Origin of the sequence: Streptomyces harbinensis, from assembly GCF_900116145.1 — a bacterium.
Classification (GTDB): Bacteria; Actinomycetota; Actinomycetes; order Streptomycetales; family Streptomycetaceae; genus Streptomyces; species Streptomyces carpaticus.
On the sequence record NZ_FPAB01000001.1, the window covers coordinates 267,091 to 281,342 of the forward strand.

The window sequence follows — 14,252 nt, forward strand, 5'->3', positions numbered from 1 at the left end:
TCGCGGCAGACCGGACATACGACGGGGGAACCACACCCAATGCGCGCCTTGCGAATATCAGTGATCGTGCTCGTCGTCCTCGGCGTGCTCTTCACCGTGGCCGACCGGCTCGCGGTGTCGTACGCCGAGGACGAGGTCGCCGCGAAGGCACAGAGTTCGCTCGGCCTCTCCGAGACCCCGGACGTGTCGGTCAAGGGTTTCCCCTTCCTCACCCAGATCCTGGGCAAGAACCTGAGCCGGGTCGATGTCGGTCTCGACTCCTACCCGGCGCAGGTGGACGGCACCTCGATCACGGTGGAGCAGCTGGACATCGAGCTGCGCGATCTGAAGCTCGGCTCGAACTACTCGACCGCCACCGCGCGGCAGGCGGACGGCACCGGGCTGATCACGTACGAGGAGCTGGGCCGGGCGTACGGCGAGCTGCTGGGCTCGGACAGCACGGGGCTCGGCATCGCCTTCGGTCTCGCGGACGACGGGCGGCTGCTGATCACGCTCCAGGCGTCGGTGATGGGGCAGCGCCTCAATGTGGGGGACGTGCCGGGGGACATCACCCTGGAGGGCGACCGGGTGCGGGTGAACGTCGACAAGGACGAGCTGCCGAGTCTGCCCGCTGCCGCGCTGTCGCAGGTGGAGGCGCTGATCGACGAGCAGGCCGGGGTGGAGCGCACCATCTCGGGGCTGCCGGACGGGCTGAGCCTGGACGCGGTGACGCCGGGTGAGCAGGGCCTTGAGCTGTCGGTGAGCGGGAGCGATCTGCGGCTGGTGGGCTGACCGGCTCCGCGCACCGCCGGACCGCCGCCGCACCGCCGCCGGACGGGGCCTCGCCCCGTTGTCCGGATGGCGGACATCCACATCTCAGCATCCGGAAGCCTGGTGACAGGCCGGGGACCGTATCCGTACGATCACGGACATGATGCGTCAGGCTGCGGGCACCCCCGCCGGGGGACTCACCAAGCGGCGGGCAGTGGACCTCTGCCGCGTCGCCGCCATGCTCTGTCGCCGCGCCGGCTGACAGCCGCGCCCTTCCCGCGCACCGCCGTACCACCCCCGCACCGCCACCGGTGCGCCGCGCCGTGCCCTCGGCCCGTGCGTACGCCGGTCCGCGTCCGGTACGTATCGGTACATACCGGCATGAACTCCCGACTCCCCCCTGCTCACCACAGCCGAAGGAGAACGAGCATGAGCCGCAGTGACGTCCTGGTGGACGCCGACTGGGTCCAGCAGCACCTCGACGACCCCAAGGTCGTCATCGTCGAGGTGGACGAGGACACCTCCGCCTACGAGAAGAACCACATCAAGAACGCCATCCGCATCGACTGGAAGCAGGACCTCCAGGACCCGGTGCGCCGCGACTTCGTCGACCGCGAGGGCTTCGAGAAGCTGCTGTCCGCCAAGGGCATCGCCAACGACGACACGGTGGTGCTGTACGGCGGCAACAACAACTGGTTCGCGGCCTACGCGTACTGGTACTTCAAGCTGTACGGCCACGGCGACGTCCGGCTGCTGGACGGCGGGCGCAAGAAGTGGGAGCTGGACTCCCGCGACCTGGTGGCCGAGGTGCCGCAGCGCGCCGCCACCGAGTACCGCGCCCAGGAGCAGGACCTGTCCATCCGCGCCTTCCGCGACGAGGTCGTGGCGGCGATCGGCACCCAGAACCTGGTCGACGTGCGCTCCCCCGACGAGTTCACCGGCAAGCTGCTCGCCCCGGCGCACCTGCCGCAGGAGCAGTCGCAGGTGGCCGGCCACGTGCCGTCCGCCCGCAACATCCCGTGGTCGAAGTCCGCGAACGACGACGGCACCTTCCGCTCGGACGAGGAACTGACCGCGCTGTACGAGGGCGAGGGCGTCGACCTGAGCAAGGACACCATCGCGTACTGCCGCATCGGTGAGCGCTCGGCGCACAGCTGGTTCGTGCTGCACGAGCTGCTGGGTCAGCAGAACGTCAAGAACTACGACGGCTCGTGGACCGAGTACGGCTCGCTGGTGGGCGTCCCCGTCGAGACCGGCCCGGCGAAGTAAGAGAAGACGGAGACAGGAATCATGTGCGGAGCGAAGTCCGGCGGCCCCGACGCCGCCGCCACGGTGGGCCAGACGACCATCCAGGGCGTGGTCACGCGGGACGGGGTACCGGTGACGGGGTACGTCCGACTGCTTGACGGCACCGGCGAGTTCACGGCGGAGGTGCCCACCTCGGCGACGGGCCAGTTCCGGTTCTTCGCGGCCGAGGGCACCTGGACGGTGCGCGCGCTGGTTCCCGGCGGGAGCGCCGACCGCACCGTGGTGCTCGCCGAGCGCGGCGCGCTGGCCGAGGTCGCCATCGCGCTGTAGCCCCGGCCCCGGCCCCGGCCCCGGCGGAAACGCAAAACGACCGCGCCCCTTACGGTGTCACCGGAGGGGGCGCGGCCTTCGGGTATCAGGGGGTTCGGAGTCCTGGGATTCCTGGTTGGTCGACGGTGTTTCCGGGTTCAGCGGCAAGGTCGGTCAGCTCGCCGTCCCGCAGTTGCCGCAGACCCAGTCGCCCGCGGGTCCTTGATGCATGTTACCGCCACAGTTCGGACAATTCATGATCACATCCTCTCCACGCCGTTAGACGCACGAGCCGCCGAACCCGTTCAGTCCGGCGTGATCACAAAACGGTCAATGGGCACGGCACGCCACCCAGCCAACTGGCCTACCTCCCTCGGCTTCCCCAGGATGCGGCCCGCTAGACTCGGCAGAGCACCGTATTTTTCCCGCCGACGCACTAGGAGCCCCCGTGCTCGAGGCATTCTTCATCACCCTGATGGTTCTGGTCGCCGTGGGCACCGCGGCGTTCACCGGCCTGGTCGTGAAGAAGCTCTACCAGGGCCAGCGCTGATGATCGAGATCCCCTCCGATCTGCACCCCGATCTCGTACCGCTGGTCTTCCTGCTGGGCAACTGGACCGGCGCGGGCGTGGCCGAGTTCGCCGGTGAGGAAGCCACCAACTTCGGCCAGGAAGTCAGCTTCTCGCACGACGGCCGGGACTTCCTGGAGTACTCCTCGCACACCTGGCAGCTGGACGACCAGGGCGAGAAGGTCCGCCCGCTGGAGTCCGAGCACGGCTTCTGGCGGGTGACGGGCGAGCGCAAGGTCGAGGCCGTCCTGATCCGCCAGGACGGGGTCGCCGAGGTCTGGTACGGAGAACTGGCCGAGGGCAAGCCGCGCATCGACCTGGCCACCGACGCCATCGCGCGTACGCCGTCCGCCGGTCCCTACACGGGCGGAAAGCGGCTGTACGGCTACGTCAACAGCGATCTGATGTGGGTCGGCGAGAAGGCGACCCCCGAGGTGCCGCTGCGCCCGTACATGTCGGCGCACCTGAAGAAGGTCGTCGACCCCAGCACCTGGGCCAAGGACCTGAAGGACCTGCCGGACGACGGCATCGCCTTCTTCCGCTGACCGGCGCGGGCCGGGCCCGGCGGGCGCCGGAGCCCGGACAGCAGAACGCCCCCGGCCGCGTGCGCGGCACCGGGGGCATCCGGTGAAGCCCTGCCTCGGGCGGCATGTCGGTCAGAGGCGGACCCGAGGCTCACCTTGCGAACGTACCACGAGGGCCCCGGCCCGGCGAGAGCGCGTCCGGGGCGGGGGCGAGGAGTGCGGACCGGATGACCGAGCAGCCGCCCGTGTGGATGACCCGGGCGTTCTCCCGGCCCCGGCTGGCCGGCTATCTGCGGGCCAGTGACGGCGACCCCGGGCGGGCCGAGCGGCTGTACTGGTGGAACGTCGAGGCGTCGGCGGCGCTGTACGGGCCGCTGCACTGCCTGGAGATCTCCTTACGCAACGCGCTGCACGAGCGGCTGCGGGACGCCTACGGGCGGCCCGACTGGTGGCATGCGGCCCCGCTGAACGACGCCGGGCGGCGGCTGACGCGGGAGGCCGGCCGCATCAGCCGGCGGCGGCGCCCCGGGCCCGTCCCGCCGGACCATGTGGTCGCCGAGCTGAACTTCGGCTTCTGGGTGTCGCTGCTCAGCAAGGGCGGCCGGGGCGGCCAGTACGACCGCCAGCTGTGGGTGCCCGTGCTGCACCGGGCGTTCCCGCACTACTCCGGGCGCCGCGACGAACTGCACGGCACGCTGGACGCGCTGCGGCTGCTGCGGAACCGGGTGATGCACCACGAGCCGATACACCACCGCGATCTCGTGCACGACCACCGGATGATCTACCGGGTGCTCGGCTGGATCAGCACCGAGGCGGCCAAGGAGATCCAGGTCCTGGACCGCTTCCCGGCCGTGCTGGAGCACCGGGCCGCCACCTGCGGCGGCGGCCGGAGCCCACGGTTCTGAACCGGCGGGGGCACCGCCCTCACAGGGTGCGCAGCGCGCCGCCGTCCACCGGGATGACCGAGCCGGTGAGGTAGGAGGCCGCCGGGGAGAGCAGGAACGCGGCCGTGCGGCCGAACTCCTCCGGCTCGCCGTAGCGGCCCAGCGGGATGCCCGCCAGCGCGGACTCGCGGGCGTCGGGGAACGCCGCGTCCAGCTGCGTCATCCGGTCGGTGGCGATCCGGCCCGGCAGCAGCCCGAGCACCCGCACGCCGCGCGGCCCGAACTCGTCCGCCATGTCCTTGGCCACCATCGCCAGGCCCGGGCGCAGCCCGTTGGAGATGCCGAGCCCGCCGATCGGCGAGCGCACCGAGGTGGAGAGCACCAGGCCGATGGCGCCCTCGCCGGTGAGCGCGGCGGCGAAGGTCCTGGCGGCGCGGACGGCGCCGAGGAAGACCGATTCGAACGCGGTGCGCCACTGCTCGTCGGTGACCGAGGCGGCGGTACCGGGCGGCGGGCCGCCGACCGAGATCAGCGCGCCGTCCAGCCGGCCGAACCGGTCCAGGGCGAGCGCCGTCAGCCGTTCTGCCGCCTCCGGGTCGGCCAGGTCGGCGGCCAGGCCGGTCACCCGGTCCGGGGCGCCCAGGGCCGCCGCCGCGGCCTCGACGCGCTCCGCGTCCCGGGAGGCCAGTACGACCCTGGCCCCGTCCGCGACGAGGGCGGCGGCCGTGGCGTGGCCCAGGCCCTTGCTGCCTCCGGTGACGATGTGGACGCGATCCGCCAGTCCGAGATCCATCGCTTGGGTTCCTCCCGTGCGCTGTGGGCTTTACGCCCGTTTGACATACCCCCGGGCAGGGTGGGAACCGCCTCCCCGCACGGGGGCCGCCGATCCCCTCCGGCCGCCTCCGTGCGGAGGCGCTAACGGGCGACCCTATGCCCTGGCGGATTCCTCCTACACTGGGCTCGTGGTGAGCACCGACTGGCAGACCTCGCTCCGTGATCGCGGATACCGGCTGACGCCCCAGCGGCAGCTGGTGCTGGAGGCTGTCGACAAGCTGGAGCACTCCACGCCGGAGGACATCCTCACCGAGGTGCGCCGTACCGCCGGCGGGGTCAACATCTCCACCGTCTACCGCACGCTGGAGCTGCTGGAGGAGCTGGGCCTGGTCTCGCACGCCCACCTCGGCCACGGGGCGCCCACGTACCACCTGGCGGAGCGCCACCACCACATGCATCTGATGTGCCGGGACTGCGGCACGGTGCTGGAGGCGGACCTGGAGGTGGCCGAGCCGTTCGCCCGGCAACTGCGCAAGGACTTCGGCTTCGAGACCGATCTGCGGCATTTCGCGATTTTCGGCCGCTGCGGGGACTGCACGGCCGGTCCGGACGGAACGGCCGCGCCGTAGGCTGGCGGTATGTCGTACGCCAGTCCTCTGCTGTCCCTGCCCGGCGCGGTCGCCGCGGATGCCCCCGATGCCGGGGTCGCCGCGCACTACGGTGATCTCTTCCGGGAACAACGGGCGCTGGACCAGGGGCGGGGCCTGGTGGATCTCTCCCACCGCGAGGTGGTCGCGGTCACCGGCGCCGACCGGCTGAGCTGGCTGCATCTGCTGCTGACCCAGCACGTGGAGCAGCTGCCCGCCGGGCAGGCCACCGAGGCGCTGATCCTGTCCGCGAAGGGCCACATCGAGCATGCCCTGTACCTGGTGGACGACGGCACCACCACCTGGATGCACACCGAGCCCGGCAGCCGGGCGGCGCTGATCGGCTATCTGGAGTCGATGACGTTCTTCTACCGGGTGGAGGTCGCCGACCGCACGGACGCGTACGCGGTGGTGTTCCTGCCGGCCGGCTCGATCACCGAGGTGCCGGGCGACTGGGTGGTGCGCGAGACGCCGCACGGCCGGGACGTGTTCGTGCCGCGCGGCGAGCTGGCGGCGTTCGCGGACCGGGCGGGCCCGGCGGCCGGGGTGCTGGCGTACGAGGCGCTGCGGGTGGCCGGGCACCGGCCGCGTCTCGGCCGGGAGACCGACCACCGGACGATCCCGCACGAGCTGGGCTGGATCGGCGGCGCGGTGCATCTGGCCAAGGGCTGCTACCGGGGTCAGGAGACGGTGGCCCGGGTCCACAACCTGGGCCGGCCGCCGCGCCGCCTGGTCTTCCTGCACCTGGACGGCAGCGAGGTGAAGATCCCCGAGCACGGGGCGCCGGTGCGCCTGGCGTCGGAGGGCGCGGAGGGCCGGCAGCTGGGCTTCGTCACCACCTCGGCCCGCCACCACGAACTGGGCCCGATCGCGCTGGCCCTGGTGAAGCGCAACGTCCCGGCGGACGCCCCGCTGCTGGCCGGGGACACCCCGGCGGCGCAGGAGACGATCGTCGAGCCCTAGGTGTACTGACCACAGAGGTTGGTACTGCGGCTGGCCCGGGTGAGCACCGGACCGCCCCGGCGCCCGGCGAGCGTGTCGGGGCCGCGGCGCGGCACGGCGTGCGGGTGGGGCTGTCGCCGGGGCAGGCGACGCGGGTCGTCACGGCGTTTCCTCCGGGCCGGGCGGGCCGGCGTGCTCGCCGGTCCGGGGCCGGTGGTCGGTGCCGAGGCCGGCGGTGATGGTCAGGATGGACGCCGGCCCCGTCATGTCGACCGCGTGCCATGCTCCGGCCGGGTTGATGGTGGCCTCGCCCGGTCCGAGCAGCACGCGGTCGGGCACCCCGTCCAGGTCGCGGGTGACCGTCACGGACCCGCTGAGGCAGACGACCAGTTCGTCGCCGGCGGGGTGGCGCTCCCAGTGGTCGCCGGGGCCGTCGCCGTCGAAGATCGTCACCATCCGGCCCTCGGCGCCGTCCGCCGCGACCGCGGCGCTGTAGGCCTGGAGCACCTGAGGGTCCCAGGCGAACCCCTCGACGGGTTTCGCGCTCGATCCCAGTCCGAGGTGCACGGGGGTGGTCCGCAGGTCGATGGCGTTGCGTGCGTTGTCGACGAGTCTCATGCCGGTGATCGTCGCAGGACGGCGACCGGGTGGTCTTGAAGAAATGGGAAGAGAGGCCGGTGCGAGGGCGGACGGTCGGCGGCTACCCGGCCGCGAGGAGGACTTCGCCGTCCCGCCAGGCCGTCGGCGACCGGCCGGTGAACTCGCGCCAGTCCCGGACGAGATGGGCCTGGTCGGCGTAGCCGGCGACAGTCGCCACCTCGGTCCACGGGGGCGGGTCCTGCGCCGTCGCCAGTGCGTGCGCGTGCTCGAAGCGCAGGACCCGGGCGAAGGTCTTCGGCGACATCCCCACCTCGCCGCGGAACCGCTCGGCGAGGTACCGACGGCTCCAGCCGAGTTCCGCGGCGACCGCGCCGACCTGGACGCGACCCCGCGCGGCGACAAGGCGGCGCCACGCCTCGGCCACCTCGGGGCGCACGCCGCGCACACGGTCGCCGTGGGCGCCAAGGCCGCGCTGGACGGCTCGCAGGAGCAACGCGTCCAGCGCGGCGAACCGCGCCGCCCAGGTCGTCGCCGATCGGAGCCGGTCGACCAGTTCGGCGGCGAGCGCTCCGAGAAGTGCGTCGAGCGGGACCAGCCGGTGGGCGAGTTCGGCGGACGGCATGCCGTAGACGGCCCGGGCGCCGAGCGGTGTCAGCGCGATCCGCACACCCTGCTGGCGTCCGTCGTGGTGGATCGCGACGGACCGGGCCATCAGACCGCCGGCCACGCTGCCGAAGCGGGTGACCGGTGACCCGTCGTCAACGCCTGCCGCCACCTCCAGAGGCTCCGACAGGCTGATCACCGCGGTGAGCGCGCGGCCCGGCGGGCCGCAGTGCACCCCCGTCGGGAACCCGCGGAGGTCGAAGCCGACATACGAGTCGACGTACTCCCGCAAGACGGGCGCCGGACGGGCACGGATCCCGGTGGCCGTGTGGTCCTCCATTGTCGCGAGTGTACGAGCCGCCCGGCCCGGGAGAACGCGCGGAGCCCGGCCCGGCTGCGTCGTCCAGCTCCCGGACACCGCGCCTAGGGTGTGTCCGCTTCCTCCGCCTCCTCCGCCGCCCCGGCCGCGCGCCAGGGGCCGACGCCCAGGGTGCCGGTGGTGCCGAGGTCGACGACGGCCGGGACGCGCTGGGCGGGGAGGCCCTCGGCGGGGCTGACGCTGATCCGTTCCCCGTTGGCCAGGGGTCGGGAGAGGTCGTCGACGGTGTTGCGCCACACGAGCGCGGCCGTGGCGTACTCCCCGGGGGCCACGGTGAGCGGCTCGGGCTCGCTGTCCAGGGCCTCCAGGTCGCTGGTGATGGGGCCGGTGCCGCGCAGGACCTTGATGGGGTACGGGTCGCCGTCCTCGTCCAGCACGGCGACGGCGGGGTAGCCGTGCAGTTCGTAGGGTTCGGTGCCGCAGTTGGTCAGCCGCAGGCCCAGGACGCGCAGGCCCATGGCGGCGTCCCCGCCGTCCTCGGTGATGCGGACGCCGGACGCGGGGCAGTCGGGGCGTTCGGGGGCGGGGGTGCTCGGCCGGGGTGCGGCGGCGTCCGCGTCCGGGGGCGGTGGAGTGCCGGCGGGGGCGGTGCCGCAGCCCGCGGTCAGCAGGAGCAGCGCGGGGGCGAGTACGCCGGCGGCGCGGGCGAGCGGCGGACGGCGCACGCTCAGACCTCCAGCAGGACGGTGAACGGCCCGTCGTTGGTCAGCTCGACCCGCATTTTCGCGCCGAATCGTCCCGTCTCGACGTGCGCCCCCAGCGCGCGCAGATGAGCACACAACTTCTCGACCAGGGGTTCGGCCACCTCGCCGGGGGCTGCGGCGTTCCAGGTGGGCCGTCTGCCCTTCCTGGCGTCACCGTAGAGTGTGAATTGCGAAACAATCAGCAACGGAGCGCCCACATCCGAACAGGACTTCTCAGCATCGAGCACGCGCAGCGTCCAGAGCTTCTTCGCCAGCCGCGCCACCTGCTCATCGGTGTCCTCGTGCGTGGCGCCGACCAGCACACACAGTCCTTGGCCAACGATCTCGCCCACTGTTTCGCCGTCCACGGTGACCCGGGCACCGTCCACTCTCTGCACCACAGCTCGCATGCCGGCCATCATGCCGGAACGTTCCCTCGCACTGAATGGCGGCCGGATGCATGCGAAGACGCTGCGTCAGGTGGGTACACAGTGACACGATGCGTGGCACGGGGTACGTACCGCGCCAGCAACCCGAAATGGGGATGAGGGGACAATTCCGCATGATCACACCGGGCCCTGGCTCACAGCCCGCCGCCGCTGCCACCACCACGGTCGCCGAGGACGCGTCCGCCCGGAGGGACGGCGCCCCACGGGTACGGCTCGGCGGCGAGGGGGGCGAGCGCGAGCACTCCCTCGCCCGGCTGCGCCGGCTGCGGCTGGCCGAATTGCGGGAGCTGCGCCGCGAGGCGCAGCGCGAGGAGGCCGATCTCAGTTTTGTGCGGCGGCTGCTCCAGGGGCGGATCGACATCCTGGAGGCGGAGCGCCGCAGACGGCTGGCCCCGGACGCCGATCTGCTGGACCGGCTGCCGCAGATCCTGGCCGACAGCCCGTCGCCGCACCGCTCCTCGGCCCGCCATGTGACGCTGGGGCCGCCGTCCGGGCAGCGGTACCGCGAGCTGGCCGAGGAGATGCTGGCCGAGGTGGAGCTGTCGGATCTGCTGGCCCGCACGGACGACGAACTGCACGACGCGCTGGGCCGGCTGGCCCGGTACGAGACGCGGGTGTCGCGGCGGCGCCAGGCGCTCCAGCGGACGGCGGACGGGTGCAGCGCGGAGATCGCCCGCCGGTACCGGGAGGGCGAGGCGCAGGTGGACGACCTGCTGGCCTGAGCGGGGCCGGCCGGTCCGGCGGGCGGGCGCCACCGGCCCGGCCGGTGCGCGGAAATTCCGTGGCGGCCCGGTCGCGGCCCGGTTAGCCTCGGGATCATGTCCCTGAGCACCCGTATTGTCGCCGGCAGCGACGCCGACACCGACGCCTGGAACCGGGCGGTCATGCTGGGCTTCCAGCACCCGTTCGCCCTCACCGACGACGAGCTGAAGCTGCGCCGGGAGAAGCAGGAGTACCGGCGGGCGCGCGGCGTGTTCGACGGGGATCAGTGCGTGGCCACGTTCAAGAGCTTCGATCAGGAGCTGACGGTGCCGGGCGGCGCGCTGCTGGGTGTCAACGCGGTGAGCGCGGTGACGGTGAACCCGGCCTACCGCCGCCGGGGTCTGCTGAGCGAGCTGATGGGCACGGATCTGGCGGAGGCGAAGGAGCGGGGCGACGCCGCCGCGACGCTGATCGCCGCCGAGTACCGGATTTATGGCCGATTCGGGTACGGTCCGGCGGCCTCGCTCGCCGGTTTCACCGTCAAGGGGCTGCGTTCGGGCGTCCCGTCGCGGTGGACGGCGCCCGAGGAGGGCGCCACGGTGGCGTTCGTCGACGGCGCCGAGGTCCGCAAGATCGGCCCGGAGCTGCACGAGCGGTTCCGGCGCGGCCAGCCCGGTGCGGTGAACCGTCCGGCCCTGTGGTGGGAGAGGTTCACCGGCGAGGTGCGCTTCGGCCACGAGACCTGGGAGGACCCGTTCTACGTGGTCTACCGGGACGGCGCCGGGGTGCCGCAGGGCCTGCTGAAGTACACGACGGACAAGAAGTGGGACGTCGACCTGCCGGACAACACGGCCACGGTGCACGAGTTGATCGCCACCACGCCGGCCGCGCAGCGCGGGCTGTGGCACTTCCTGCTGTCGGTCGACTGGGTCACCACCCTGCGTACCGAGAACCGGGGCCCGGACGATCTGCTGCCGCTGCTGCTGCCGGACCCGCGCTCGGCCCGGCTGACCGAGCAGAGCGACTTCTTCTGGCTGCGTCCGCTGGACGTTCCGGCGCTGCTGGCGTCCCGTTCGTACGCGACCGCCGGTGAGCTGGTGTTCGAGGTGCGCGACGCGATGGGTCTGGCGGGCGGGCGGTTCGCGCTGACCGCGTCGGCGGAGGGTGCCGAGTGCGCGCCGACCACGCGGAGCGCCGATCTGACGCTGGACGTGGGGACGCTGGGGACGCTCTTCCTGGGGGACATCAGTGCGGTGCGGCTGGCCGGGGCCGGCCGGCTCACCGAGGAGACGCCGGGTGCGGTGGCCCGGGCGAACACGCTGCTGAACACGGGAGCGCGCCCCTGGTGCCCGGACAGCTTCTGACCGTTCCCGGTCGGGCTGTCGGGCGCCCAGAGGCGCTTCTCACAGCGTGTTCAGTCCCAGCATCACCAGCACTGTGATTCCCACACAGGTGCAGGTGAAGTTGCGCTTCCGCAAGCCGGTCCGCAGGATCAGCAACCCGATCACGCCCGGCAGCCCGAACTGAACCTCCACTGCCTGATCGACCACGATGGCGAAGGCAGCGGCGATGATGGTTGAAACGATCATGATCCCTCCTCCTCATCGACACATCGGCGGCAACTGGCAGAATTCTTTTCGGTAGTTGGTGAAGTTGGCGACCAACTCTAAGGTGGTTATCCCCAGTTGGTCGAACTGGCCAAACTCTTTCCCGCCAACCTCTGCCGCCCGATGTCAAGTTGTAAGGTGTCCGCGTGAGCGAGGAGATCGCCCCCGAACGCATCGCCGAGACGCTGCGCAGCCGGATACGTTCCGGCGAGCTGCCCCGGAACTCCCGGCTGCCCACCCAGCGCGCCCTCTCCGAGGAGTTCGGCGTCAACCGGGGCATCGTCCGCCAGGTCCTCGCGGTCCTCGAACGCGAGGGCTTCGTCAGCGCGCGCGGCCGGGGCGCCCCCGCCGTCGTCTCCGCACCCGCCTCCGACACCCCGCGTCCGGCCGGCGTCGAGGTCGCCGACCGGATCGCCCTCGCCTTCCAGGCCGAGCGGGTCTCCATCGACGCCTTCACCCTGACCACCGAGACGCTCAGCTCCGCCCTGGCCGGGCCGCTGATAGCGATCTCGGCGGGCGAACTGAAGCCGCGCTCCATCACCGTGCGCGTGCTGCTGCCCTCCTGGGACGCGCCGCTCGCCTTCCCCCGGCTGATCACCGACCCCGCCGACCCCCGCCCCATGGCCCGGCTGCGCGAACTCACCCGGACCTTCTCCACCTCACTGCGCCACCAGCTCAACTCCCTCGCCGAGATGCACCTGGTGCCCGAGGTGAGCGTCGAGATCCGCACCGTGGCCGTCACCCCGCTCCAGAAGCTCTACCTCCTCAACGGCACCGAGGCCCTCACCGCGTACTACACCGTCGTGCCGCGCACCGTGGAGTACGAGAAGGAACAGCTGGAGATCTACGACGTTCTGGGCCTGTCCTCCAAGATCTTCCGCTCCTCGTCGGACAAGGACAGCCGCGACGAGCAGGAGGCCGCCTACGTCACCGAGTCGCGTCTGTGGTTCGAGTCCCTCTGGTCAACGATCTCGCGACCACTCACACTCGGTTAGATGAGGAGACTTCTCAGTAACGCCCACTGTGTTCTCTTCGACTTCGACGGCCCCGTCTGCCGCCTGTTCTCCGCCCGCCCGGCCGACGCCATCGCGCACCGCTTGCGCGCACTGGCCGTCGAACTGGGCGCCGACTCGCTGCTGACGCCCCAGTTACGGGCCTCCCCCGACCCGCAGCAGGTGCTGCGCGGCATCGCCAGGCACCACCCCTCCCCCACCGTGGTCCACCGCATCGAGGCGGCCCTCACCCGCGAGGAGATCTCCGCCGCCGCCACCGCCGCCCCCACCCCGTACGCCGCACCGCTGATCGCCGCGCTCTCCACCCGGGGCCGCCAGGTCGCCATCGTCACCAACAACTCCCCGCTGGCCGCCGAGTTTTATCTGCGCCGCCAGCAGCTGTCCGGCTACGTGGCCGGCCGGGTGCACGGCCGCACCCGCGACATCACGCTGCTCAAGCCGCACCCCGATGTCGTCCTGCGCGCCCTGCGCTCCACCGGCACCCCGGCGGGACGGGCGCTGATGATCGGCGACACGAGCACGGATCTGACCGCCGCGCGCTCCGCCGGCGTCCGGTTCCTCGGCTACGCGCTGGACGACGCGCAGGCCGCCGCCTTCCGCCGTGCGGGCGCCGATTATGTCACTCGCTCGCTGGAGCATGTCCTGACTGCGCTTATTGCCCCAACTCACGGGTGATTTGAGTGCTTTGCCTCATGTCATGAGGCTCTGGGGGCGTACGGTGTCGCTACCTCGCGACCGTACAGCTCTCGGAGCCGATCATGACGAGACAGACAATGCCCCTGCTCGGCGGTCACCACCGGGTCTGGCATGTGCTCAGCCCGCAAGGCCGGCTGGCCGGACTGGGCCGGCTGAAGGCCGGCCGGGCGCGGCCCGGCGTGGCGCACTTCGATCCGCGGTGCTTCGCCGCGGAGGAAGACGTACTGATCGAACTGTCCCTGCTCGGCATGGACCGCATCCCGCCCGTGCACCACGTGGGCGAGGACGGGCTGCGCGTCCACGGCTACATCGAGGGGGAGACCCTCTCCCGCCCGCACCCCCCGGGCACCCCGCTCCCCGAGGCTCATCTGGCGCACCTGATGGAACTGTTCGGGCAGCTGGCCGCGATCCGGCCCGGCGCGCTGGAACTCGTCCACCGCTGCCCCGCCGGCCGCAGACCCCGCACCAGCGGGGACTTCCTGCGCCGGCTGATCAGCTTCACCCGCACCCGGGTGTACGAGGTGCACCGCCCGGAGCTGCACCGGCTGTTCGCGGCACTGCGCATCGAAGGCGATACGGTACTCGGCCCGTACGGGGCGCTGGCCCGCGAGGCGGACCAGCTGACGGACCGGCCGTTCTGCCTGCTGCACGGCGATCTGCACCGGGACAACCTCATCATCGCCGAATCCGACGGCGCGTTGTGGACCATCGACTGGGAACTGGCCCTGCTCGGTGACCCCGTCTACGACCTCGCCACCCATCTGCATCTGATGGGCTACCCGGCCGGCTGGCAGCGCGGGCTCACCCGCCGCTGGTCGCAGGCCGTCGAGGCGGCGCTGCCGGGCGCCTCGGCAGGGGTGTCGAAGGATTTGCC

Annotated in this window: 18 protein-coding genes and 1 pseudogene; 13 read left to right on the forward strand and 6 right to left on the reverse strand. The window is 72.0% G+C overall.

Annotated features, from left to right (window positions below):
- Positions 1-48: 48 nt before the first annotated feature.
- The 6 genes from BM385_RS01305 (at position 49) to BM385_RS01330 (ending at position 4,304) form a co-directional block, all read left to right on the forward strand.
- Positions 49-771 (forward strand): LmeA family phospholipid-binding protein, encoded by a 723-nt coding sequence (locus tag BM385_RS01305; protein WP_175542891.1) that lies wholly within the window; start codon positions 49-51, stop codon positions 769-771.
- Between the two features lie 142 nt (positions 772-913).
- A complete protein-coding gene (locus BM385_RS28335) occupies positions 914-1,012 on the forward strand; it encodes a putative leader peptide (RefSeq protein ID WP_367889587.1) in 99 nt (32 codons plus the stop codon).
- Positions 1,013-1,179: 167 nt separating this feature from the next.
- Positions 1,180-2,019: a sulfurtransferase gene (locus BM385_RS01310; RefSeq protein ID WP_019431806.1), complete on the forward strand. Its 840-nt coding sequence runs from the start codon at positions 1,180-1,182 to the stop codon at positions 2,017-2,019.
- Positions 2,020-2,040: 21 nt separating this feature from the next.
- Complete coding sequence (locus BM385_RS01315) at positions 2,041-2,328, forward strand: DUF1416 domain-containing protein (RefSeq protein ID WP_093841911.1); 288 nt, start codon at positions 2,041-2,043, stop codon at positions 2,326-2,328.
- Positions 2,329-2,856: 528 nt separating this feature from the next.
- Positions 2,857-3,420, forward strand: coding sequence for a heme-binding beta-barrel domain-containing protein (locus tag BM385_RS01325; RefSeq protein WP_019431809.1), 564 nt, complete (start codon positions 2,857-2,859; stop codon positions 3,418-3,420).
- A gap of 206 nt (positions 3,421-3,626) precedes the next feature.
- Positions 3,627-4,304, forward strand: a complete 678-nt coding sequence (locus tag BM385_RS01330; protein ID WP_093841912.1) for a hypothetical protein — start codon at positions 3,627-3,629, stop codon at positions 4,302-4,304.
- Positions 4,305-4,323: 19 nt separating this feature from the next.
- Here the strand turns inward: BM385_RS01330 and BM385_RS01335 are convergent, their stop codons facing one another.
- Positions 4,324-5,076, reverse strand: a complete 753-nt coding sequence (locus BM385_RS01335; protein ID WP_093841913.1) for an SDR family oxidoreductase — start codon at positions 5,074-5,076, stop codon at positions 4,324-4,326.
- 169 nt (positions 5,077-5,245) lie between these two features.
- Here BM385_RS01335 and BM385_RS01340 point away from each other — a divergent pair, with 169 nt between their 5' ends.
- Together BM385_RS01340 and ygfZ are read left to right on the forward strand one after the other, a co-directional pair.
- Positions 5,246-5,686 carry a Fur family transcriptional regulator gene (locus tag BM385_RS01340; RefSeq protein ID WP_019431812.1) on the forward strand — a complete coding sequence of 147 codons (441 nt, stop codon included), beginning with the start codon at positions 5,246-5,248 and terminating at the stop codon, positions 5,684-5,686.
- A 9-nt stretch (positions 5,687-5,695) separates the two neighbouring features.
- Positions 5,696-6,667, forward strand: coding sequence for a CAF17-like 4Fe-4S cluster assembly/insertion protein YgfZ (gene ygfZ, locus BM385_RS01345; RefSeq protein WP_019431813.1), 972 nt, complete (start codon positions 5,696-5,698; stop codon positions 6,665-6,667).
- Positions 6,668-6,805: 138 nt separating this feature from the next.
- Here ygfZ and BM385_RS01350 read toward each other — a convergent pair whose 3' ends face one another.
- From BM385_RS01350 to dtd, 4 genes are all read right to left on the reverse strand, one after another.
- A complete protein-coding gene (locus tag BM385_RS01350; protein ID WP_093841914.1) occupies positions 6,806-7,264 on the reverse strand; it encodes a cupin domain-containing protein in 459 nt (152 codons plus the stop codon).
- Between the two features lie 82 nt (positions 7,265-7,346).
- Positions 7,347-8,189 carry an AraC family transcriptional regulator gene (locus BM385_RS01355; protein ID WP_093841915.1) on the reverse strand — a complete coding sequence of 281 codons (843 nt, stop codon included), beginning with the start codon at positions 8,187-8,189 and terminating at the stop codon, positions 7,347-7,349.
- 83 nt (positions 8,190-8,272) lie between these two features.
- Positions 8,273-8,893 (reverse strand): DUF4232 domain-containing protein, encoded by a 621-nt coding sequence (locus BM385_RS01360; protein WP_093841916.1) that lies wholly within the window; start codon positions 8,891-8,893, stop codon positions 8,273-8,275.
- Positions 8,894-8,895: 2 nt separating this feature from the next.
- Positions 8,896-9,321 carry a D-aminoacyl-tRNA deacylase gene (dtd, locus tag BM385_RS01365; RefSeq protein ID WP_026047094.1) on the reverse strand — a complete coding sequence of 142 codons (426 nt, stop codon included), beginning with the start codon at positions 9,319-9,321 and terminating at the stop codon, positions 8,896-8,898.
- A 152-nt stretch (positions 9,322-9,473) separates the two neighbouring features.
- Here dtd and BM385_RS01370 point away from each other — a divergent pair, with 152 nt between their 5' ends.
- Entirely contained in the window at positions 9,474-10,082 is a 609-nt protein-coding gene (locus BM385_RS01370) for an RsiG family protein (protein ID WP_019431818.1), read from the forward strand.
- Between the two features lie 96 nt (positions 10,083-10,178).
- Positions 10,179-11,426 carry a GNAT family N-acetyltransferase gene (locus BM385_RS01375; RefSeq protein WP_019431819.1) on the forward strand — a complete coding sequence of 416 codons (1,248 nt, stop codon included), beginning with the start codon at positions 10,179-10,181 and terminating at the stop codon, positions 11,424-11,426.
- 39 nt (positions 11,427-11,465) lie between these two features.
- Here the strand turns inward: BM385_RS01375 and BM385_RS01380 are convergent, their stop codons facing one another.
- Positions 11,466-11,651: a hypothetical protein gene (locus tag BM385_RS01380; RefSeq protein WP_019431820.1), complete on the reverse strand. Its 186-nt coding sequence runs from the start codon at positions 11,649-11,651 to the stop codon at positions 11,466-11,468.
- A 164-nt stretch (positions 11,652-11,815) separates the two neighbouring features.
- On the opposite strand from BM385_RS01380, the gene BM385_RS01385 reads away from it, so the two are divergent.
- From BM385_RS01385 to BM385_RS27555, 3 genes and pseudogenes are all read left to right on the forward strand, one after another.
- Positions 11,816-12,664, forward strand: a complete 849-nt coding sequence (locus BM385_RS01385; RefSeq protein ID WP_019431821.1) for a winged helix-turn-helix domain-containing protein — start codon at positions 11,816-11,818, stop codon at positions 12,662-12,664.
- On the forward strand, positions 12,665-13,357 hold the full coding sequence (locus BM385_RS01390) for an HAD family hydrolase (protein WP_019431822.1): 693 nt from the start codon (positions 12,665-12,667) through the stop codon (positions 13,355-13,357).
- A gap of 269 nt (positions 13,358-13,626) precedes the next feature.
- Positions 13,627-14,184, forward strand: a pseudogene (locus BM385_RS27555) (phosphotransferase family protein); the annotation flags it as partial.
- Positions 14,185-14,252: the final 68 nt, after the last annotated feature.